Consider the following 20,105-nt stretch of genomic DNA (forward strand, 5'->3'; position numbering starts at 1 on the left):
TCGGAATCCTATTCAGCTGCTTTGGCCAGGCCGCCGGAAAGCTCCGAGAACGGCACTTTTGCGGTCGGGTCGGAATCGCGTGGGAGCCCGAGGACGCGTTCAGCGACAACGTTCAGGAGCACTTCCTGCGTACCGACGCCAAGCGTGTTTGCGGGACTGAACCAGTAGGCATAATCCCAGTTCGAGAACATGCCCCACTTCTTGTTCGGCAGTGGCAACACATCCGGATCACGGATCATGCCGCTGGCGCCCTGTGAGCGCTTGGCGATATCGGCCATTCTCTGGCCATGCGGCGATGACATCATCTTGCCGGCGCTGCCTTCGAAACCAGCGGGCGTGCCGTTGATACGATTGGTCATGTTCCGGAAGGTCAGCAGACGAAGGATCTCGCCTTCGATGTAGACCTTCGCGGCATCATCCCGCAGAAGCGGATCGCTGATCCGCCCCGTCTTGATGAGACCATCCATAAGGTCTCTCGCGGTCGGGCCCATGCCCCAGACGACACCAGGCTTCGTCATGCCCACGCGCTCGGTCTGGAGCTGCTCCATGACGATCCGCCAACCATCACCTTCGCGCCCGAGAAGCGCGTCAGCAGGAATTTTGACGTTGTCCAGGAAGACCTCGTTGTACTCATTCTTGTTGCCGGTCATGTCGATGATCGGGTTCACGGTGACGCCGGGGCTATGCATGTCGATGAGGAACACGCTGAGGCCCATATGCTTGGGCTTGCTGGCGTCCGTCCGGGCGACGAGCACACCAACGGAGGCCTCATCTGCGACAGAGGTCCAGATCTTGTGGCCGTTCACAATGTAGTGGTCGCCGTCGCGCTTGGCCGTCGTGCGCAAACCACCGAGGTCCGACCCACCTGACGGTTCGGAAAACAGCATGCACCAGATGTCCTCGCAGGCCAGCGCGCCCGGCAGGAACTTTTGCCGCTGTTCTTCAGCGCCGTGGGTCAGCAGAGACTGGCCGCACTGATTGAGCGCGATCGCATTGATCGTGTACGGCAATTCAAGCCCTGCCCGCACGATCTCCTCGTCGATGATAAACTGCGTCTCAGCATCGGCCGAAACGCCCCAGGGCTCAGGCCAGTTGGACGCGGTCCAACCCTGTTCGGCCAGCTGCGCATAGGTCGGGTTCGGGTTCTTCTCGAACCAGGCCCGTACCTTGACGCGCCGCGGGTCATCTTCTCCCGGCAAATTAAAGTCCACGGTTTATCCCTCCGCTTTATCTGCGTATCAGCGCTTCCTCAAGGAGTGGGCGCCTGATCAAAAAATTCAAAATGCACCTCGATTTTCCCCGTAACTCTACAATGCTACCAGACGATCGAGGCTTGCAGGCATCCGCCAGGCCGAAGAGTCCCTCCGGCAGCGAACGTCTCCCACATTAGTGCAATTGTTTTAGTATGCGCGTCAAGAGGGAAGCGGTAATGACCTAACCTTATTGGAGGCGCATTTTTCATCGCGGCCCGCGCAGCATGTCGCCAATGACGGCCTGCAGCTCATTCAGCGACCCGCAGGTCCGCGCCATTGAACTGAAGCGCCGATAGGCCGGCATCTCGGAGTCGCCCGTCCCCCAGCTGCGTTCAGCTTCTGGATTGAGCCAGACAACCCGCCGCGCCTGCCGTCTGATCCGGTCGAGGATATCGAGCTGTGGATCGCCGTAATTGTTTCGTCCGTCACCGAGGATGATCACCGACGTATGACGGTCGACCAGGGGCATGTATCGTTCGGCAAAATCGGCAAAGGCGTCGCCATAGCTGGTTGAACCAAATCCCACTTCCCGCAGGACACGTTCGATCGCGACATCAATGTCATTATCGTCCAGCAAACGGCCGACATCTTCGAGACGATCCGAGAAGGCGAAGGCGTGAAGCTGATCAACGACTTCGTTGAGGCTGTACATGAGCACGAGCAGGAACTGGGCAGCGTTCACCACGGACCGGGAGACATCGCAGAGCACGATGAACTTTGGACGGTCCACGCTCTTCTGCTTCCAGGAGAGCTGAAACGGAATGCCTTCATGGGGCATCGCCTGGCGCATGGTCTTGCGCATGTCGAGCTGGCCGCGGCGCGCCCGCTTGCGGCGGCGCGAATGCTGGGAAGCGAGCGCCTTGGCCATCTTGCGGACGAGCTTGATCGCAGCCTGCCTGTCTTCCGGACGAATGGCAGCAATATCCATGTCCGCCAGCCGCTCCTCCCTGATCTGCTGTGCCGCGTTGGAGGCATAGAGGTCGATCTGGCGGTCGACGACCGCTTTCACCTTGCTGACGATCGCATCGCGCGCAGTCTGCCATTCAGCGAGGTCTTCAGCGGTACCGGCATCTACGCGCTGCGCGACTTCGCGGTCCCATTCAGGCATGCCGAGTTCTCGCAGGATGCGGCCCACAAGGATGTTCCGCTGAAAGCTGTACTGCACCTCACGGACGCCGACCGATCGCGCCGCCCTGGAAATCTGCGTATCGACCAAGACGGCATCGCCGGTCAGCATGAGCTGAGCAAAGCCGCCCCCTGATGTGGGCGCTGACTCTCGCGGCGTGGCGGCGCGGTCATCCGGCTCCACATGATGGCTGAAATACCGGTCGAAACATTGCTCGAACCTGGCCTCGTCGAGCTCGGACTTCGCCAAGGTGACACAAAGCGCGTCCCTCAAAATCTCCCTGTCGCCATATCCAACCGCCGCAACGGCTTCGTAGGCATCAATGCTGGACGCCGGTGAGATCGTAAGACCGGCGTGCCTGAGCGCCGCCAGGAATCCGGCCAGCGGACCTTCCGCCAGCGGGACCGTTTGTCCTTCGATCACCGCGTCGCCTTCGCACGCCGTACAAGGTCACCGGCCTGCGCCTCAACGGCCTCGACATCACTTTCGAACTTCAACAGCACATTGAGCGTGTCGCGCACGACGTCGACACCGAGTTCTTCGACATGCAGGATCAGAAGCGACTGCGCCCATTCGACCGTTTCCGATATCGATGGCGGCTTGCGCAGCTTCATGTGGCGAAGCTCCTGCACGAAGGCGACGAGTTCTCCCCTGAGCTGGCTGGCGATGTCGGGTAGCCGCTTTTCAACGATCCGGCTCTCAAGCTCGGCAGACGGCAGCGGTATGCTCAGATGAATGCAACGCCGCTTCAGCGCATCGCCAAGCTCGCGAATATTATTCGATGTCAGGAAAACGATCGGAGGTGTGCTGGCTTTGATCACCCCGATTTCAGGAAGAGAGACCTGATAGGCAGACAGCGTTTCCAGCAGAAGCGCCTCGAACGCCTCATCCGTCTTGTCGACCTCATCAATCAGAAGGACACACCCATCTTCCGACATCAATGATTGAAGCAAAGGACGTGGCTGGAGAAAGTCTTCCGAGAAGAACATGTCACCCACGCCGCGAAGCCGCGCCATTGCATCGTCCATGCTCGGCGCATCCTCAAGCAGATCGCCGACACGCTCCTTCAGAAGCTGCGTGTAAAGCAACTGCTTGGCATATTTCCACTCATAGAGGACCCGGGATTCATCCAGCCCCTCATAGCACTGCATGCGGATGAGAGGCAGACCGAGCAATTGCGATGTCGACAGCGCCAGCTCGGTCTTTCCGACGCCGGCAGCGCCCTCGACAAGGATCGGCTTCTTCAGCCGAAGACTGAGATAAAGCGCGGTCGCAATCCGGCGGGAGGCAACATAGCCGAAGCCTTCAAGGCCGGAAACGAGGGCGTCGACAGGCGCGTCCGAAGCTTCCAGGTCGGCCATATTCATAATCGATCCGGGCTTCACCGGCACCTCCCGAATGCTGGGGCTGCACGACCTAGATCGAGCGGCTCATCAGCTCCTTCATGATTTCCGACGAGCCGCCAAAGATCCGCATGACGCGAGCGTCGCGCCAGATACGGGCAATGAGGTACTCGTTCATATATCCCGCGCCGCCATGCAGCTGCAGGGACGCGTCGCAAACTTCCCAGAGCAATTCCGTATGGAAGAGTTTGGCCGCTGCGGCTTCGTCAGCGGTCAGCTCTTTTTTGATATGCCGCGCCAGTGCCCAGTCGAGATGCGCCCAGCCAACCTGCAGGCGCGACTTGAGATCAGCAAGCGTGAACCGCGTATTCTGGAACTCGAACACCTTCTTGCCAAAGGCCGAGCGGTCCTTGGTGAACCGTACGGCTTCGTCGAAGGCCCGTTGCGCCATGGCCTGCGAGGATATGGCGATACTCAGCCGCTCCTGGGGAAGCTGGCTCACCAGATAGATGAAGCCCCTATTCTCTTCGCCAAGCATGTTCGTGGCGGGCACCCGGACATTGTCAAAGAACAGCTCCGACGTGTCGGCCGCGTGCTGCCCGATCTTGTCGAGGTTGCGCCCCCGCTTGAAACCGGGACGGTCGGACTCAACAAGAAAGAGCGAGATGCCCTTGGCCCCCTTGCTGGGGTCCGTCTTCGCGACCACGACGGCCAGAGTACATGTCTGGCCAGCCGAGATGTAGGTCTTGGCACCATTGATGATGTAGTCGTCGCCATCGCGAACAGCCGTCGTCCTGATGCTCTGGAGATCCGAGCCGGCCCCCGGTTCCGTCATGGCGATGGCCAGGATCGTTTCGCCGCTGACGCAGCGGGGCAACCATGTCTGTTTCTGCTCTTCAGACCCGTAATGGACCAGATACTCGACGACGACGTCCGACTGGAGCGTCACCATCACCATCGAGTCGGCATACGAGTTCTCTTCCGCGACCACGGCGTTGTAGCGAAAGTCGAGCCCAAGTCCGCCATAGGCTTCCGGCACGGTCGGGCAGAGGAAACCGGCATCGCCAAGCTTCTTCATGACCGACGGTTCGACAACCCCGGCTTCCTCCCACCGCTCAAGGTTCGGTACGATTTCCTTTGCGTAGAATTTCCGCACGGCATCGCGGAACATCTCGTGTTCTTCATCAAATATCGTGCGTTTTCCGGTATCGAGCATGGCGGGCTTCTCCTTGTTCAGACCGCTAGATTTTCATCCTGACAGATGCGCAGGTCCGAAGCGGGCCGGTCGACCACACCTCGGCTGGTGACGCTGCCAGCCGCAGGAGCCGCTCATGCGATACGAGGCTCCTGCTGGCCGGTCCCGGCACAAAGCGCCGGGCTGAGCGACGATCAGTAAGGACGATCGAGGAACGACCCGATGATGTGGTTGAACTCGTCCGCGCGCTCCCACTGGCACCAGTGACCGCACTTGGAGAAGACGTGCAGGTCTGCGTTCGGGATCGTTTTCAGAAGGATGAAAGCGGCGTCCAGCGGCAGAACGCGGTCTTCGCGGCCCCAAAGGATCAGCGTCGGGTGAGGCAGCTCATCCAGGCGCTCACGCCACAGATCGTTGCGCGGATTGGCAGCCTGGCCGCGCAGTGGCGGATCCTGCATTGTCTGAGGGGCCATCGCGGTCTTGAGGCGCTCTTCCAGAAGATCGTCAGAAATCTCGGACGGATCGTAGACGAGCAGTTCCACCACCTTGCGCAGCTTCTCGATCGTCGGACCTTCACCGTCGTAGAAGGTCAGCATGCGGCTGAGGCCTTCCGTCGGGAATGTCGACGTCATTGGAATGCTACCGCCTGGGCCCATGAGCATCAGCTTGTGGGTGCGATCCGGGTTGTCGAGCGCGAACCGCAGGGACGTCCCGCCGCCGAGAGAGTTGCCAACGAAACTCGCCTTCTCGATCCCTTCATGATTCATGATGTCGAGAACCGCCTCGGCCATCGGGTCAAAAAGGCCCTCATAGCCCTTTCGTTTGTCCGACTTGCCAAAGCCCGGCAGGTCCATCGTGATGACGCGCCGCCCCTGATCAGCGAGCGGGCCGATATTGCGGCGGTAATTGCTGTAGCCATAAGCACCCGGGCCACCACCCTGGATAAGGAAGACAACTTCGCCCTCCCCCACATCGAGATAGTGGACCTTGCCCTTCGGATCGTCGACAAACTTGCTTTCGTATGGTGCGTCAAACATGATTACTTCTTCTTCCCTTGAATTTTTGATGCCTCGTTGTTTGAAACATCTGTTCTATATGCGCGACGATCAACCTATTTTTAGGGGCCAGGTCGCCATTTTTTCCACGATGTGAGACAGACCGCGAAGTTCGCGCGCCTCAGCAACCGCTATTGCCCTACGCAGATGCCAGCAGAGTCAGCCGACAGGCTCGAGGCGTTCGATAACACCGACTTTGGCGAAATCCGGTTCGGGAATACCGCCCCAATGGTCCGCCGATTCAACCGACATCGGGAACATTCGCGGCGGGCGCGCATCGGTTTCCGGGAACTCTTCCATGCCGAAACTGTATTCAAGCGTCATCCCGTCTGGATCGAGAAAGTAGAAGAACATCGATTCTGATTGCGGGTGCCTTCCCGGTCCGTACACGATCGGCACGCCTTCGCGCTTCATGCGAACATTGGCCCGGCCGATATCGTCAATGTCGGTCACCATGAAATTGATGTGGTGAAGCTGTGGTGCAGCCGCCTTTCCGACGCCGAAGGAATGGTGCAGCGGGTTCGGAAAGCAGCGCATATGCACGACCGCGTCCTCGATCCGGTCGGACGCACGAAAGTTCATCTCTCCCATGAAGAAGTCTTCTGCGGCCTTCAGGTCGGGGCCGGCCAGGACAACATGACCGAGACGCACGATCTTCGTGTGCGTCGGCTTATAATCGTCTGCAGCGGTGTCCATCGACGCGAAAAACTCCATGGTCGCGCCAAAAACCGGGTCGGAGATACGGAAAGCCTCGTGAATTCCGAGCGCCGCAGCTTCGGCATTCGAAACCGGCTTGGGATTGAGACCGAGCCCCACGAAGTGATCGCGGATCGCCTTGAGCGCCTTGGCACTCTCCATCTCCCATCCAATCCGCTTGATACCGGGTTCGCTGGCCTCAACGAGGGCGATGTCGTGATGCTTGTCGCTGCACCGAAATAGGCGCTGCCCGTCGCCCCCACCGGCCGGCTCTAGACCGACAACATTTTCATAAAAGGCGCCGGAGCGAGCCAGATCGCTTACATTCAGGGCCAGATAACCCAGCCTGCGAAATCTCAAATCTTCGGACATTTCATTCCCTTCTCAAGCTCATCAGTGCTTAAAGCGGTCGACCTTCTGCGCATTGAAAACCAACAGCTCCCGCCAGCGATTATCCATTCAATCCATAATGGTATTACCATTTAAAATGGCCGTCAAGCGGTCTGGAAAAACCTAAGAAAACCGCATCAAGGCATTGATTAAATACAGTATTTAATGCCCTCTCAGCTTCAGCGGCCTGACGAATACCTGCGCCTGAGACCGATATCACGGATATGCCTGATGCCAGCCCTCCCTCACCCCGACCACGCTTGTCAATTTAAAACGATTGAACTACTCGTCGCTAAAGACAAAAAATGTGGGACGGTTGCAATGGGCCCCGTCCACGAATTTCACATGAGGGAGTTTCGGATGGCAGAACTTATCGGCACGGAGATCGCAGACGGCATCCTGACCATAACGCTGAACAGGCCCAATGCCCTCAATAGCCTGAATGCTGCAGCCTGTTTCGAACTCTCAGACATCTTTGACCGCTTCGCTGAAGACGACAGCCAGCGGGTCGCCATCATCACGGGCTCAGGAGACAAGGCCTTCTGCGCCGGCCATGACCTGATTGAAGACTTTGACGAACCGATGCCTGAAACCGGCTGGGCCGGCCTGTCTCACCGGTCCGGCCTGAACAAGCCGCTCATTGCCGCAGTCAACGGCTTTGCACTCGGCGGCGGATGGGAGCTTGCGATGCTATGTGACGTGGTCGTCGCGGACCCGCGTGCAAGCTTCGGCCTGCCAGAGCCAAAGGTCGGGTTTGCGGCGCTCGGCGGCGGCGCTAGACTGCTGCCACACCGCGTCCCCTATCACATCGCCATGGGCCTGTTGCTGACCGGCCGCAGCATGCCAGCTGAAGACGCTGCTCGCCTCGGCCTCGTCAACGAAATCTCCGCGCCAGGCAAAGTCCTTGAAACGGCCCGGCAGTGGGCAGATGACATGCTCTCCTGCGCACCGCTCGCCCTGCAGATGTCAAAGCAGCTCGCGCTCGCCTCCGCTGATCCAGCGTCCCTGCGAGCCCCCCTGCAGAAGATGGAAGTCGAACTGACAAACGAACTTATCAAGAGCAAGGACGCCTGGGAGGGCATGGCCGCCTTCGCGGAAAAGCGCGCGCCCGTCTGGACAGGAAAATAGGCTTCAGGCCTTGAATATCCCGACCACACATCCGCTGTAGCAGCCAGAAAGGACACGTCCATGGACCTCGAACTTCAGGGAAAGCGCATCCTGATCACTGGCGGCTCGAAGGGCATCGGCTTCGCGACCGCCGAAAGCTTTGCCCGCGAAGGCGCCAGTCTCACTCTGGTGGCGCGGTCGCAAGAGGAGCTGAAATCGGCCAGCGACCGCCTGTCCTCCGAGCACAAAATCAGTGTCGAGATGATCTGCGCGGACCTCTCCACCGCTGAGGGCATTGCGACGGTCACAGGCGCGGTGTCGTCCATCGACGTCCTCGTGAACAATGCCGGCGCCATTCCGCCCGGCTCCCTGATGAATGTGAGCGCTGAAACGTGGCGCCGCGGCTGGGACCTCAAAGTGAACGGGTATATCGATCTGACGCGGGCGCTCTATGAAAAACTGCCCAAGCCCGGCGGCGTCATCGTCAACATTATCGGTTCAGCCGGGGAAAATCCGAACAAGGACTATATCTGCGGCAGCACCGGCAATGCCGCCCTGATGATGTTCACCCGGGCTTTTGCACGCGATGCCCGCGCCGATGGGGTTCGCGTTGTCGGGATCAATCCGGGCCCGGTTCTGACCGATCGCTTCCAGATGCTGCTGCAGGCGGAAGCCGAGCGCCGCTTTTCAGACTCTGCCCGATGGGAAGAACTGATGGGAGACCTGCCATTCGGCCGGGCCGCAGCCCCCCGGGAAATCGCCGACGCCACCGCTTTCCTAGCGTCGGTCCGCTCGGCTTATACGACGGGCTCCATCGTCACCATTGACGGTGCCCTCTGATGACGGCCGCGCTCAGGATCGGCTATATCGGCCTTGGCGATATCGGCGCCCCGATGGCGGAACGCATAGCCGCAGCCGGCTGGCCACTAAGCGTCTGGAACCGGACCCCGGAAAAGATGCAGCCTTTGCTCGCTGCTGGCGCCCAGGCAGCATCCTCACCAGCTGAAATCGCCGAAACGTGCGACGTCATTTTCACCTGCCTCGGCAGCGTTTCCGCCATGCATGACGTGATGTCAGGCGAGTGCGGCCTCCTGCGCGCATCCCCCAGCAAAGCTCGGCTGCTCGTCGACAACTCCACCGTGCCTCCTGCAGATGCCATGAACCTTGCCAGCCAACTCGCCGACGCATCGATCCACTATGTCGACGCCCCTGTCTCAGGAGGCGCCATTGGCGCGCGAGCCGGCACGCTGGCCGTCATGGTCGGAGGCGACCGGCAGGATGTCGCGCTGGCCAAACCGGTTCTGCAAAGCTTCGCGAGCAAGATCACCCATCTCGGCCCGGTCGGGTCCGGTCAGGCCATGAAGGCGTGCAATCAGGTGCTGAACTTTGGGACCATGGCGGCACTTGCAGAAGCCGTGACTTTGGGACGACGTTACGGACTGGCGCCGAACATGATTGTCGACGCGGTCGCCGGCGGCTTCGCGGAATCGAATGTTTCGCGGGAATTTGGCCGGTCCCTCGACGCCGATGACGCAAGCCCCATCAGACTTCTCGTCGAAACGCTGGATGACTATTATCGCGGCACGGTCCGGAAAGACCTTGCCGGCAATCTCGACATCCTGATGAAGGACCTTGCCATGGCGCTCGATATGGCCCGCACACGCGGCGTGCCGCTGCCGGTCATTTCCCATTTCGACTCAGTCTTCAGGATGATCCAGCACCTCGAAACCTGATCAGGCTTACGAGCCTTTCGCCGCGTTCCGACCCGCCTCGAGACCGAAGGTCGCGGAGCTGGAAAGGGACGATGCGCTGTAATAACCCGCCCCATGAAACCCGCCGGCAACTTCGCCCGCCGCGTAGAGCCCTTCGATCGGTACACCAAACCAGTCCACGACCGCCATCTCCCCATCCACGGTGACACCGCCATAGGTCGAGGTGATCGCATTGGCAGTGGCGGCGACGTAATATGGCGGGTTATCGATGGGGCGCAGCCCGCGAGTCCGGCCGAACTGTTCGTCCACGCCTGCGGCCGCGCCGTCATTGTAGGCCTTCACCGTTTTTTCGAGCACATCCGGGTCGATCCCGACAGCATCGGCCAGCCCCCTGATCGTTTCGGCCTGTTTGATGTACCCGCCCAGAAGCGCTTCCTGATAGTTGTTGACGCTCGTGTCGCCGAGCGAGGCGGCCATCATCGTCTCGTCGAAGATCTGGAAGGCGACGCCGTCCGGCTGCGCCATGCCGACCGAGCTTAGCGCCTTGTAGCTTTGGGCTTCATCCACGAAGCGCTTTCCATGCTTGTTGACCATGATCGCGGCATCCTGAAACGCGAAAATGAGCGGCGGAATTTCATCCGACTTTGCGGCGGTGCCAGGGTAATTGCGGATGGCGCCCCCGAAGGATCCGGCAACATAGCCAAGATCGGCCTGCCCCGCCCCCAGATCGCAAGCCATGATCAGGCCGTCCCCGGTATTGGCAACGCCGCCATGCTTCACGCCCCCCTCAAGCTCGGGCGCGAAGACCCCAAGCAGTTCGGCACTTCTGGAGAAGCCACCCGTGGCGAGGACAATCCCCCGTCTCACCCGAATCTCGGCCTCACGATCCCCGAACATGACGATGCACGCCTCCACGCGGCCGCTCTCTGGATTGCGCAAAAGACGCGCCCCCGCAGACTTGCTGAAGAAGTCGATGCTGGAATGCGCCTGAACCTTCATGTGAAGCTGCGTCACAGCCCGTCCCGTTCCAGTAAGATGCACCCGCGGCGTATCAGGCGCAGACGACATCAAAAGCTCGAAACCAATGCCCTGCGACCTCAGAAACCTGTACGCGTCTTGCTGATTTGCGAGGAAAGTCTCCAACATCTCTCGATTGTTCTTGTTCTTTCCGGTTTTCAGGAGCGCCTTCCGGAAATCCTCAATCGAGTCGCTGACACCTGCAGCGTCCTGCTCATCTGTTCCGCAAAAGGCGAAGGCCCCACCGGCAATCGCCGAACTGCCGCCGGGCTGGGAGGATTTTTCCAGCAGCAGCACATTCGCACCGGCATCCGCAGCCGCCAGGGCCGCGCAATGCCCCGCTATCCCGGCCCCAAGCACGAGAACATCGGTTTCAGCGGGCAAATCGCCGGTTTCTCTGAGCATGCGGGCCTCCCTGAAGGTCTCACCACCGGGTCTCTGCCGGTTTGCCTGACCGTATGACCTCGACCCGTTCCTGCAATGCCATAATCAACCAATCAGATTTCACATTTCCTGAAAGCTGCGTCCTCGTTTCTGTGAGTTCCTCTGCGCGGTCTCGCCGATAGCGTTGGGGAACAGATTTCCGGGGGAAACAGCATGAGCCAAACAGAGCCACAATTTGATGTCGTTATTGCCGGCGCCGGCCCGGTCGGTCTGACACTGGCCATCGATCTTGGACGCCGCGGCGTCAAAACACTCATCGTCGAGCGCGACCCGACCACAGGCCCATGGCCTAAAATGGACCGGTCCAATTCCCGCACGATGGAGTTCTATCGCCGCATGGGAATCGCCGATGAGGTCCGTGCTCTCGGTTATCCGGCGGACGCGCCAATGGACATCTACGTGGTGAACACGCTCTCCGAACCGCCCCTGCTGAAGCAGCACTACCCTTCGGTCGGCGAGATGCGGGAGCGTATCGAGAAAGCGAGAGATCACTCCCAGCCGCTCGAGCCCTATCAGCTTGTCTCACAGAACCGGCTGGAACCGCTGCTGAAGTCGGTCGCCGAAAAGACACCGAATGTCACCGTGCGATATGGATGCGAACTGACAGCGTTCCAGCAAGATGAGGAAGGCGTGACCGTCACCCTGCTCCCGTCAGGCGGCGAAGCAGAAGAGGTACGCTGCAGCTATCTTGCAGGTTGCGATGGAGGCGGCAGCACGGTTCGAAAAGCCCTTGGCATCAAGCTCGAAGGTCAGGGCAGCCTGCGCAAGATGAAGCAGATCTGCTTTCGCTCCGAAACGCTCTACGACCGCATTCCCATGGGCAAGGGCCGGCACTATTACTTCACCGACCCGGAAGGCTCGGCGATGATCGTGCAAGGAGACCGCAAGGAGTTCACGCTCAACTCCGACATTCCCGACGATACCGATCTGGATGCCTGGATCCGGAAAAAAGCCGGGCCTGATGTCGAGTTCGACTATGAAATTCTCAATGTCAGCAACTGGACGCTGCATCTGCTGCTCGCCGACAAATACGCCAAGGGCCGGGTGTTTCTTGCGGGCGATGCCATCCACCTCGTGATTCCGACCGGCGGCCTTGGCATGAATTCGGGCGTGGGCGATGCGCTGGACCTCTCCTGGAAACTCGCGGGGACCATCCAGGGCTGGGGCGGCCCCGGCCTCCTGGAAAGCTATGAGAGCGAGCGACGGCCTGTCGGACAGAAGAATGTCGAAGCGTCAGGCTGGGCGGCGCAGGGGCTCGGGATGTGGCGAACCCACCTCACCGACGCTGTCAGCCAGGATAGCGAAGAAGGACGGGCGGAACAGCATCAGGCCGCCAAGCTTGCCAACCGGCATCACCGGCGCGTGCATGAGATGGTCGGCGCGGAACAGAACTATACTTATGCCGGTTCGCCCCTGATCGCGTCCGAACCGGAGGCCATCACGACCTGGGACACGGTGCGGTACCTGCCGACCACCGAACCGGGCGCGCGCATCCCGCATATATGGCTCAAGGACCGCACGGCGATGCAGGATGTTCTGGGTACGGACTATACGTTCATCGATCTTACGGGGGCGGTGGATGCCTCCCCGGTCAAAGCCGCGTTCGAAGCCATCGGAGCCCCTCTGGATATCGTCAGCCGCGCCGAAGAACATGTTCGCATGACGTATGGCTGCCGCTACCTGCTTGTGCGGCCTGACCTCCATATCGTCTGGACCGGCAATTCACTGCCATCTGACCCGGACGCCCTCGCAAGGCTGGCAACCGGTCATTGAAGCCGGGCGCCCTCGCCTGCGCGTCACAGTTTGTGGGCTTTACCGGCCTTTGGGCTGGAGGGCGTACTGATCGATGGAGCTGGTGGGTATGGAATAGCCATCCTCGCTAAGGATCGCCGCCAGGTTCTCTTCGACCGTTTCGGCAGTGAGGCCATCGCGTGTCATTCCGGGCGCCGTCGCCGTGAAGATTCGCGCGACGCGGCCGCCTGCAACGCTGAGCACTTCCCCATTCAACCGGCAGCGGCGATGGGACAGATAGACGACGACCGGTGAAACAGCTTGAGGGGTCAGCCGAGAGGTATCCAGCTCCGGATGCTTGTCGAAATAGGCCTGCGCCAGCGGCGTCTCAGCGACCGGACAGATCGTGTTCACCTTGATGTCGAGATCGCGATTGTCGAGGGAGGTCGCCCTGGAAAGGCCAAGCACTCCCGCCTTCGCGATGACATAAGGCGCCGTATCCGGCGCGCCGAACGCACCAACCGCCGACGCGGTGTTGATGATGCGTCCGTAGCCGGCCTTGCGCATATGGCGCAACGCAGCTCGGCTGGTCCAGAACATGCCGAACAGATGCACATTCAGGACGCTAGCCAGCTGCTCTGTTTCGATATCCTGGACCTTTCCCCCAATGCCATTCCCGGCATTGTTGACGAGGATGTCGATGCGGCCCCATTTGCTTGCCGCTGCCTCAACCGCCGCTTCGGCACCTGCCTCCACCCCGACGCTGTCGGATATGGCGTCGGCAACCAGCCCTTCGGACCTCAACTGAGCCGCCACGTCCTCTGCCGACAGTTTCTCGCCGCTAGCAGTCGCAATGTCGTTCAGCATGACCCGGGCCCCGCGCTCGGCCAGCGCACGGGCATGGCTAAGGCCGAGGCCACTCGCCGCCCCCGTGACCAGCGCAACCTCTCCATCGAAGTGCAGAGGAGGCTCAGGCGAAGGTGTGACCTCAGACATGGTCGAGCGGAACCTGTCCGGCGATCTCGCGGCCAAAAGCGATGGCGGCAGCATGCGCGTCCGGCAGGGTCTCGGTCATGTCGCTATCTCCCTTGGCTCGTGATTATGCGGCACTGACCAGTTCAAGACCGCCAGAGACGCGGATGCATTGACCTGTGACGTAGCCCGCCAGATCGCTGACAAGAAATTCCACCACGCCGGTGATATCGCTGGCCTGGCCGAGGCGCCTCAGCGGAATCTTTGACTCCTGTCCGCCGGTCGCGAGCTTCCGGGCAGCCGCCTGGCTTGCAACCCGCGGCGTCGCGACAAGGCCGGGGGCGACGCAATTGACGCGCACCCCATCCGGTCCGAGTTCCACGGCGAGCGATCGTGTATATTTCTCGATGGCCGCCTTCGAGGCAGAGTACATCGCGAACCGGGCCCCGGCATCGTCGGCACTGACGCCGACCGTTGAGATGTTCACGATCGACCCGCCTTGCTTGCGAAGCGCTGGCGCGCAGGCCTGACACATGTTCACGGCCGTATCGAAATTGACCGAAAAGAGCTTGCGCCTGTCCTCTTCACTGGAGGATGAGGCCGAACTGTTCTCGATGGGCGTGATCGCCCCGCCCGCATTGTTGACGAGGATATCAATGCGCCCGAAATGCTGCTCGATCTTCTGGACAGCGTCGAAGGCAGCTGTCCGATCCGACAGATCCGCTTCAATGGCGAGACAGTCCCGACCAAGCTCAAGGATCTCGTCGCGAACCGTGGCTGCAGAGAGCTTTTCGCCGTAGCGGGCGGCAACGTTCAGGTCGATATCGAGAATGGCAATATCCGCCCCGAGCTTCGCGAGCCGCAGGGCGTGGGAACGCCCCATGCCGCCAGCACCACCGGTGACGATGGCGAGTTTTCCTTCAAGCGAATTCATTATGCCGCCTCCCTTTTTAGAACATTTATTCTAAGGGTCATCTGATTGCCATTCGAGTCATATTCTGCGCAAGTAAGGCTTCAGTTTTCTGGAAAGGTGAGGATGCGGTATAATCTGCCCCCTCTGAATGCGTTGAAGGCTTTCGAAGCCACCGGCCGCACAGGAAGTCTCAGCGCTGCCGCCCGCGAATTGCGGGTTTCGGTCGGCGCTGTGAGCCGGCATGTCGCGATTTTGGAGTCCTATTTCGCCTGCGAGCTTTTCGAACGCCGCCATGACGGCGTTGACCTCACCCAATGGGGCAAGCCACTGCACGCGGCTGTGGCGACAGCTTTCGCGACGATGGATGCTGCTTGCCGGGACGTGGACTCAGGCACCTCCCGCCCGATCCGTCTGCGAACGTTCACCAGCATGGCCACTGACTGGCTCACCCCGCGGCTGGGAGAGTTTCGCAAATCCCATCCAGACCTGCCAATCCAATTGAAGCAGGCTTTCAGCGACATCAGTTTCGCCCTCGAACCGCTCGACGCTGCTGTTTCAACACAGACCATTCTGGAGAGCGGCATTCGCCAGGTCGAAATATTCCCGACGATCTTCACACCCGTTGTGGCGGCGAACCTCAAGACTGATTCAAACAGCAGCCTCCTCACCGGCCGGAACGCCCTTCCCCTGCTCTTCACGCGGCGAGAAATACCCTTCTGGGAAAAGCTCTATGACACGATGGGGCTCGGAACTCCCGCATTCGAACGGGGCCTCGAATTCGACAGTCTCAGCCTGACCTATCAGGCCGCGCGGCGCGGCGCGGGGGTCGCGCTGGGTCTCCTCTTCTTTGTTGCCGACGACCTCGCATCAGGCTCGCTCGTCCCCATCTCGACCACCTGTCTGGATGTCGAACTGCCGCAATATCTCTACATTCGCTCAGGACGAAAAAAGCATCCGGGCACACAAGCGCTCACAGAGTGGATCCAGAGCGAGGCGCAAAAGACTAATGATGCGTTGAACGATTTGTTCGGCACAGTCCTCTCGCCGCCGGTCAAGACAATCGTCAGCCACTAATCTCTGCGGCCCACGCCCATCAGATAGCGATGATCGACCCATGCCGCGTCGAAGCGCTCTTGCAATGCTCGCCATCAAATGTAAAACATTTGTTTTGAATGATTGGCGCCGCAATGGCGGCCAGAAGAGGATGCTTGAGATGAGAGTATGGGAAGTCCAGGACGCCTGGGGAATTGATAACATGCGGCTGGTCGAAAAAGACACGCCAAACGAGCCAGGCCCAGACGAAATTCTCATCAAGGTGCACGCCGCCTCGGTCAATTACCGCGACCTGGTCACGGTTGAAAACAAAACACCCTTCGGCGCCCTTCCCCAGATTCCGCTGTCAGACGCCGCCGGCGAAGTCGTGAAAGTCGGGTCAAATGTCGACCGGTTTGCTGTTGGCGACCGGGTCTGCCCGAGCTTTTTCCCCAAATGGCAGGATGGCCCTGTCAGCAAGGCTGACCGGTCCGTTTCGCTCGGCTCCGCGTCCGCTGCAGGCGTCCTTCAGGAATACGTCACCGTCCACCAGGACGCCGCCTCGCGCTTCAGTGATAATCTGTCGTACCAGGAAGCCGCCACCCTTCCCTGCGCCGGCCTGACGGCATGGCGCGCCCTGTCTGCAGAAGCGAAGCTCCAAAAAGACGACTGGCTCCTCGTTCAGGGAACGGGCGGTGTTTCGATCTTCGCGCTACTTATCGGCAAGATGGTCGGCGCGCGCGTGATCGTCACGTCCTCGTCAGACGAAAAGCTCGAACGGGCTGTTCAACTCGGCGCAGATGCCACGATCAACTACAAGAAGACGCCTGACTGGGGCAAAGAGGCGCTGGAAATTACCGGCGGCTCAGGCGTCGACGTCATTGTCGAAGTCGGCGGCGGCGGAACGATCAATCAATCGATCGGCGCTGCGGCGGTCGGCGCAAGGGTCGTCATCATCGGCGTCCTCGGCGGACGCTCACAGGAACTGCTCATGCCGGCAATCTTCGGCAAGAACCTTTCCCTTCAGGGCATCTCTGTCGGCAACCGCCAGCAGTTCGAAGACCTCAATGCCGCTATTTCCAAGAACGGTATCAAGCCGGTCATCGACGAAGTCTTCCCGTTTGAAAAAGCTGATGATGCCATCCGCCACCTCGAAAGCGGCAAGCACTTCGGCAAAATCGTGATCGACTTTGACCAATGACGCAGACTCCAAGCCTCAAATACACTGTCCATAGCGCGTCGTCTGACACTGCAACAGCCAACGTCATCCTGCTTCATGGTCTCGGCCACACCGATTCCATCGTTTACGATGACATCAAAGGCGCCATTCCCTCAGGCGCGCGCATCTACGCCCTGCAGGGCCCGCACCCTTTCGGACAGGCGCCAGACAAAGGGTTCGGATGGTTCAACATCGAATTCAATGAGTCCGGACCACCAACGCCGGACCTGGAGCAGGAAGCGTCCAGCCGCCAGGCTATCGCGGCCTTCCTGGACACGCCTGAACCGAGCCTTCCGCTCATCCTGATCGGTTTCGGCCAGGGCGGCGTCATGGCGGCTCACCTGTTCCTGCAGCATCCCGAAAAAATGCAAATGTGTATCGTGGCGTCCGGCCGGATCATGCCGCACCTGCTCGAGGCGCATCCGCCAGGACCGGCACACCAAAGCGTTCCCCTCATCTGGGTCCATGGCGAGAGCGATCCGGTCATTCCGCTCGCGGCAGCGCAAGCGGCCGCCGATCAATTGAAAACGGCCGGGGTCGGTCTGACGTTTATGCCTCATGCAGGCGGGCATGAATGGCCCGAGAAATTCAATTCGGCCGTGTCTGCCGAGATCGCGACCGCAATACGCAACAGCCAAACGTCCAGATGAGCCAAGACCGCCACAAAATTCTTCTCAAATGGCAAGAAATTTAGGGGACATAACGCGCTGCAAACCCGTTCCGCTCAATGGCAATACCTTTACGCCAGAGAGCTTCCACGGATAGTCTGAAACCAAAATAAGACCAAAATGGTCAACGTCGATGGGAGGAAAAGCGATATGGCGAAGCCACAGACTCTGAGCTCTGATTGCCGTGATCAGACCCCGCACGGCGCGACGACATCGACACCCGATTGGGGCGAGCATCTGTGGACCCCATCAAGCCGGCGGGTAAACGAATCCAACCTGATGCGCTTCATGCTCTGGCTGGAGCAGGAGCGAAATCTCCAGTTTTCAAACTATGAAGAGCTATGGAACTGGTCCGTTTCGGATCTCGACGGTTTCTGGTCAGCCATCTGGGACCATTTCGGTGTCGAAGCAGAGCAGCGTTACGACCGGATCGTATCCAACCCCCAGATGCCCGGCGCGACCTGGTTTGAAGGATCGCGGCTGAACTTTACCCAGAACATCCTCCGCCATGAAGCGGCCACCCCCGACAAGACCGCCATCGTCGCATTCTCCGAAGACGAACCCATGCGCGAGATCACCTGGACCGAGTTGGGAAGCTCGGTGCGCAAGCTCGCAACAGCGATGCGGTCGATGGGCATAGAACCAGGTGACCGCGTCATCTGCTATCTTCCGAACAGGGTTGAAGGGATCATCGCACAGCTTGCCTCTGCAGCCATCGGCGCAATCTTCTCATCAGCCTCTCCGGAGTTTGGCGCGAAGACTGTTGTAGACAGGTTTGGGCAACTCGAACCGAAGCTGATTTTCGCGGCAGCCTCCTATCGCTTCAATGGCTCCACCAAGGACAAGCGGGACAGCATCGATGCTGTGCTCGGTTCAATTCCCAGCCTTGAGCACATCGTCTACGTGTCCTCGGATTGTCCGGCGACGCCCCCTCCTGCCACGATCAAGCGCCATGACTGGGGCGCACTGCTTGATCAGTCCGCCGGAGACCCAGGCGGCTTCAAATATGAACAGGTCGGCCACGACCATCCACTCTGGATCCTGTTTTCATCGGGCACGACCGGCCTGCCAAAGGCAATCGTGCAAAGCCATGCCGGCATCCTGCTCGAACATCTGAAATCCGGACACTTCACAGCGGAGCTCAAGCCGGAATCGACGATCTTCTTCTACACGACCACAAGCTGGATGGTCTGGAATTCCCTGATCTGCACGCTGCTCACCGGATGCAGCATCGTCATCTACGATGGCAGCCCGCTTTACCCTGACGCCGCAGCGCTTTGGCGGATGACGGAAGAGGCCCATGTCACGGACCTCGGTTTCAGCCCGGGGCTGGTGCAGAAAATGGCTGCGACCAATGTCGTGCCTGCAGCCCAGTTTGATCTCGAACACCTCGAAATGATCGTCCTCGGCGGCGCGCCCTCCACCCCTGAAACCTTCAGCTGGTTCTACGAGAATGTGAAGGAAGACCTCTGGGTTACCTCACAGACCGGCGGCACAGATTTGTGCGGCACGATCGCGGGCGCCGTCGCAACCAGGCCGATCTTCGCAGGCGAGATCCAGGGACCGGCGCTGGGCATCCATGTCGATTGCTTTTCTGCCGATGGCGAAAGCCTGCGCAATGAGACTGGGGAACTGGTGATACGCTCGCCCTCGCCGTCCATGCCCATCCGCTTCTGGAACGACCCTGACGACAGCCGGTACCATGAAACCTACTTCAGCACGTTTCCGGGCGTCTGGCAGCAAGGAGACCTCTGCCAGATCAACGACCGTGGCGGCCTCTATGTCGTGGGACGGTCCGACGCGACGCTCAACAGGAACGGGGTGCGGATCGGAACGGCCGAAATCTATCGGGCGATGGAGACACTTCCCGAAGTCGCAGACTCTCTGGTCGTCTGTGTCTCGGACGAGATCATTCTGTTTGTTCAGATGCGCGATGGTCACGACTTCAATGATGCCGCGTCGGCATCGATCTCTGCTGCGCTGAAGCGCGAAACCAGCCCGCGGCACATTCCCAACAGGATCGTCGCGGTCCCGGCCATTCCGTACACCCTCACAGGCAAACGACTGGAAGTTCCTGTTCGGCGACTACTGGAGGGCACGCCCCTCAATCGCGTTGCCGATCCCCAGATGCTTCGCGATGCGCGGGCCCTGGAATGGTTCGAACAATTCCGAATGACCTCGCTCTGAATCTTGCGAGCCCAGCCCTATCGAAACACTCAAAGAAGGCTAGAG

Annotated in this window: 17 protein-coding genes; 8 read left to right on the plus strand and 9 right to left on the minus strand. The window is 60.0% G+C overall.

The genetic code is table 11. The annotated features are described in order from the left end of the window. Positions 1 to 8: 8 nt before the first annotated feature. The 6 genes from WNY37_RS14065 to WNY37_RS14090 all read right to left on the minus strand — a co-directional run bounded on the left by WNY37_RS14065 (position 9) and on the right by WNY37_RS14090 (position 7,040). Positions 9 to 1,211 (minus strand): acyl-CoA dehydrogenase family protein, encoded by a 1,203-nt coding sequence (locus WNY37_RS14065; RefSeq protein ID WP_342974023.1) that lies wholly within the window; start codon positions 1,209 to 1,211, stop codon positions 9 to 11. Positions 1,212 to 1,458: 247 nt separating this feature from the next. Next, positions 1,459 to 2,802 (minus strand): VWA domain-containing protein, encoded by a 1,344-nt coding sequence (locus tag WNY37_RS14070; protein ID WP_342974024.1) that lies wholly within the window; start codon positions 2,800 to 2,802, stop codon positions 1,459 to 1,461. Continuing rightward, a complete protein-coding gene (locus WNY37_RS14075) occupies positions 2,799 to 3,740 on the minus strand; it encodes a MoxR family ATPase (RefSeq protein ID WP_342974025.1) in 942 nt (313 codons plus the stop codon). Before WNY37_RS14075 ends, WNY37_RS14070 begins: the two co-directional genes overlap by 4 nt. A gap of 55 nt (positions 3,741 to 3,795) precedes the next feature. Further along, entirely contained in the window at positions 3,796 to 4,938 is a 1,143-nt protein-coding gene (locus WNY37_RS14080; RefSeq protein WP_342974026.1) for an acyl-CoA dehydrogenase family protein, read from the minus strand. Between the two features lie 173 nt (positions 4,939 to 5,111). Next, entirely contained in the window at positions 5,112 to 5,954 is an 843-nt protein-coding gene (locus tag WNY37_RS14085; RefSeq protein WP_342974027.1) for an alpha/beta fold hydrolase, read from the minus strand. A gap of 177 nt (positions 5,955 to 6,131) precedes the next feature. Beyond that, positions 6,132 to 7,040, minus strand: coding sequence for a VOC family protein (locus tag WNY37_RS14090; protein ID WP_342974028.1), 909 nt, complete (start codon positions 7,038 to 7,040; stop codon positions 6,132 to 6,134). A gap of 378 nt (positions 7,041 to 7,418) precedes the next feature. Here WNY37_RS14090 and WNY37_RS14095 point away from each other — a divergent pair, with 378 nt between their 5' ends. From WNY37_RS14095 to WNY37_RS14105, 3 genes are read left to right on the plus strand one after another with little or no spacing between them, the layout of a single operon-like run. Continuing rightward, positions 7,419 to 8,186 carry an enoyl-CoA hydratase-related protein gene (locus WNY37_RS14095; protein ID WP_342974029.1) on the plus strand — a complete coding sequence of 256 codons (768 nt, stop codon included), beginning with the start codon at positions 7,419 to 7,421 and terminating at the stop codon, positions 8,184 to 8,186. Between the two features lie 60 nt (positions 8,187 to 8,246). Next, positions 8,247 to 9,005 (plus strand): short-chain dehydrogenase/reductase, encoded by a 759-nt coding sequence (locus WNY37_RS14100; protein ID WP_342974030.1) that lies wholly within the window; start codon positions 8,247 to 8,249, stop codon positions 9,003 to 9,005. Further along, the gene (locus tag WNY37_RS14105) at positions 9,005 to 9,898 is read left to right on the plus strand and encodes an NAD(P)-dependent oxidoreductase (protein WP_342974031.1); all 894 of its coding nucleotides are present in this window, start codon (positions 9,005 to 9,007) and stop codon (positions 9,896 to 9,898) included. The genes WNY37_RS14100 and WNY37_RS14105 overlap by 1 nt, the downstream gene beginning before the upstream one ends. Positions 9,899 to 9,904: 6 nt before the next feature. Here the strand turns inward: WNY37_RS14105 and WNY37_RS14110 are convergent, their stop codons facing one another. Then, the gene (locus tag WNY37_RS14110) at positions 9,905 to 11,299 is read right to left on the minus strand and encodes an FAD-dependent oxidoreductase (protein ID WP_342974032.1); all 1,395 of its coding nucleotides are present in this window, start codon (positions 11,297 to 11,299) and stop codon (positions 9,905 to 9,907) included. Between the two features lie 192 nt (positions 11,300 to 11,491). Between WNY37_RS14110 and WNY37_RS14115 the strand changes: the two genes are divergently transcribed. Then, positions 11,492 to 13,111 (plus strand): FAD-dependent monooxygenase, encoded by a 1,620-nt coding sequence (locus WNY37_RS14115; protein ID WP_342974033.1) that lies wholly within the window; start codon positions 11,492 to 11,494, stop codon positions 13,109 to 13,111. A gap of 39 nt (positions 13,112 to 13,150) precedes the next feature. Here the strand turns inward: WNY37_RS14115 and WNY37_RS14120 are convergent, their stop codons facing one another. Together WNY37_RS14120 and WNY37_RS14125 are read right to left on the minus strand one after the other, a co-directional pair. Then, positions 13,151 to 14,065 (minus strand): SDR family NAD(P)-dependent oxidoreductase, encoded by a 915-nt coding sequence (locus WNY37_RS14120; RefSeq protein ID WP_342974034.1) that lies wholly within the window; start codon positions 14,063 to 14,065, stop codon positions 13,151 to 13,153. Positions 14,066 to 14,168: 103 nt separating this feature from the next. Continuing rightward, positions 14,169 to 14,975 (minus strand): SDR family NAD(P)-dependent oxidoreductase, encoded by an 807-nt coding sequence (locus tag WNY37_RS14125; RefSeq protein WP_342974035.1) that lies wholly within the window; start codon positions 14,973 to 14,975, stop codon positions 14,169 to 14,171. A 102-nt stretch (positions 14,976 to 15,077) separates the two neighbouring features. On the opposite strand from WNY37_RS14125, the gene WNY37_RS14130 reads away from it, so the two are divergent. The 4 genes from WNY37_RS14130 (at position 15,078) to WNY37_RS14145 (ending at position 20,060) form a co-directional block, all read left to right on the plus strand. Further along, complete coding sequence (locus tag WNY37_RS14130; protein WP_342974036.1) at positions 15,078 to 16,028, plus strand: LysR substrate-binding domain-containing protein; 951 nt, start codon at positions 15,078 to 15,080, stop codon at positions 16,026 to 16,028. Between the two features lie 139 nt (positions 16,029 to 16,167). After that, positions 16,168 to 17,187 (plus strand): NAD(P)-dependent alcohol dehydrogenase, encoded by a 1,020-nt coding sequence (locus WNY37_RS14135; protein WP_342974037.1) that lies wholly within the window; start codon positions 16,168 to 16,170, stop codon positions 17,185 to 17,187. Then, positions 17,184 to 17,855, plus strand: coding sequence for a hypothetical protein (locus WNY37_RS14140; protein ID WP_342974038.1), 672 nt, complete (start codon positions 17,184 to 17,186; stop codon positions 17,853 to 17,855). The genes WNY37_RS14135 and WNY37_RS14140 overlap by 4 nt, the downstream gene beginning before the upstream one ends. A gap of 168 nt (positions 17,856 to 18,023) precedes the next feature. Continuing rightward, positions 18,024 to 20,060: an acetoacetate--CoA ligase gene (locus WNY37_RS14145; protein WP_342974039.1), complete on the plus strand. Its 2,037-nt coding sequence runs from the start codon at positions 18,024 to 18,026 to the stop codon at positions 20,058 to 20,060. The last annotated feature ends 45 nt before the right edge of the window (positions 20,061 to 20,105 follow it).

Origin of the sequence: Henriciella sp. AS95, assembly GCF_038900055.1 — a bacterium.
Lineage (GTDB): Bacteria > Pseudomonadota > Alphaproteobacteria > Caulobacterales > Hyphomonadaceae > Henriciella.

Coding starts and splice junctions, on each gene's coding strand:
- WNY37_RS14075 (WP_342974025.1), bottom strand. CDS start 3,740: ATGGCCGACCTGGAAGCTTCGGACGCGCCTGTCGACGCCCTCGTTTCC.
- WNY37_RS14080 (WP_342974026.1), bottom strand. CDS start 4,938: ATGCTCGATACCGGAAAACGCACGATATTTGATGAAGAACACGAGATG.
- WNY37_RS14085 (WP_342974027.1), bottom strand. CDS start 5,954: ATGTTTGACGCACCATACGAAAGCAAGTTTGTCGACGATCCGAAGGGC.
- WNY37_RS14090 (WP_342974028.1), bottom strand. CDS start 7,040: ATGTCCGAAGATTTGAGATTTCGCAGGCTGGGTTATCTGGCCCTGAAT.
- WNY37_RS14095 (WP_342974029.1), top strand. CDS start 7,419: ATGGCAGAACTTATCGGCACGGAGATCGCAGACGGCATCCTGACCATA.
- WNY37_RS14100 (WP_342974030.1), top strand. CDS start 8,247: ATGGACCTCGAACTTCAGGGAAAGCGCATCCTGATCACTGGCGGCTCG.
- WNY37_RS14105 (WP_342974031.1), top strand. CDS start 9,005: ATGACGGCCGCGCTCAGGATCGGCTATATCGGCCTTGGCGATATCGGC.
- WNY37_RS14110 (WP_342974032.1), bottom strand. CDS start 11,299: ATGCTCAGAGAAACCGGCGATTTGCCCGCTGAAACCGATGTTCTCGTG.
- WNY37_RS14115 (WP_342974033.1), top strand. CDS start 11,492: ATGAGCCAAACAGAGCCACAATTTGATGTCGTTATTGCCGGCGCCGGC.
- WNY37_RS14120 (WP_342974034.1), bottom strand. CDS start 14,065: ATGTCTGAGGTCACACCTTCGCCTGAGCCTCCTCTGCACTTCGATGGA.
- WNY37_RS14125 (WP_342974035.1), bottom strand. CDS start 14,975: ATGAATTCGCTTGAAGGAAAACTCGCCATCGTCACCGGTGGTGCTGGC.
- WNY37_RS14130 (WP_342974036.1), top strand. CDS start 15,078: ATGCGGTATAATCTGCCCCCTCTGAATGCGTTGAAGGCTTTCGAAGCC.
- WNY37_RS14135 (WP_342974037.1), top strand. CDS start 16,168: ATGAGAGTATGGGAAGTCCAGGACGCCTGGGGAATTGATAACATGCGG.
- WNY37_RS14140 (WP_342974038.1), top strand. CDS start 17,184: ATGACGCAGACTCCAAGCCTCAAATACACTGTCCATAGCGCGTCGTCT.
- WNY37_RS14145 (WP_342974039.1), top strand. CDS start 18,024: ATGGCGAAGCCACAGACTCTGAGCTCTGATTGCCGTGATCAGACCCCG.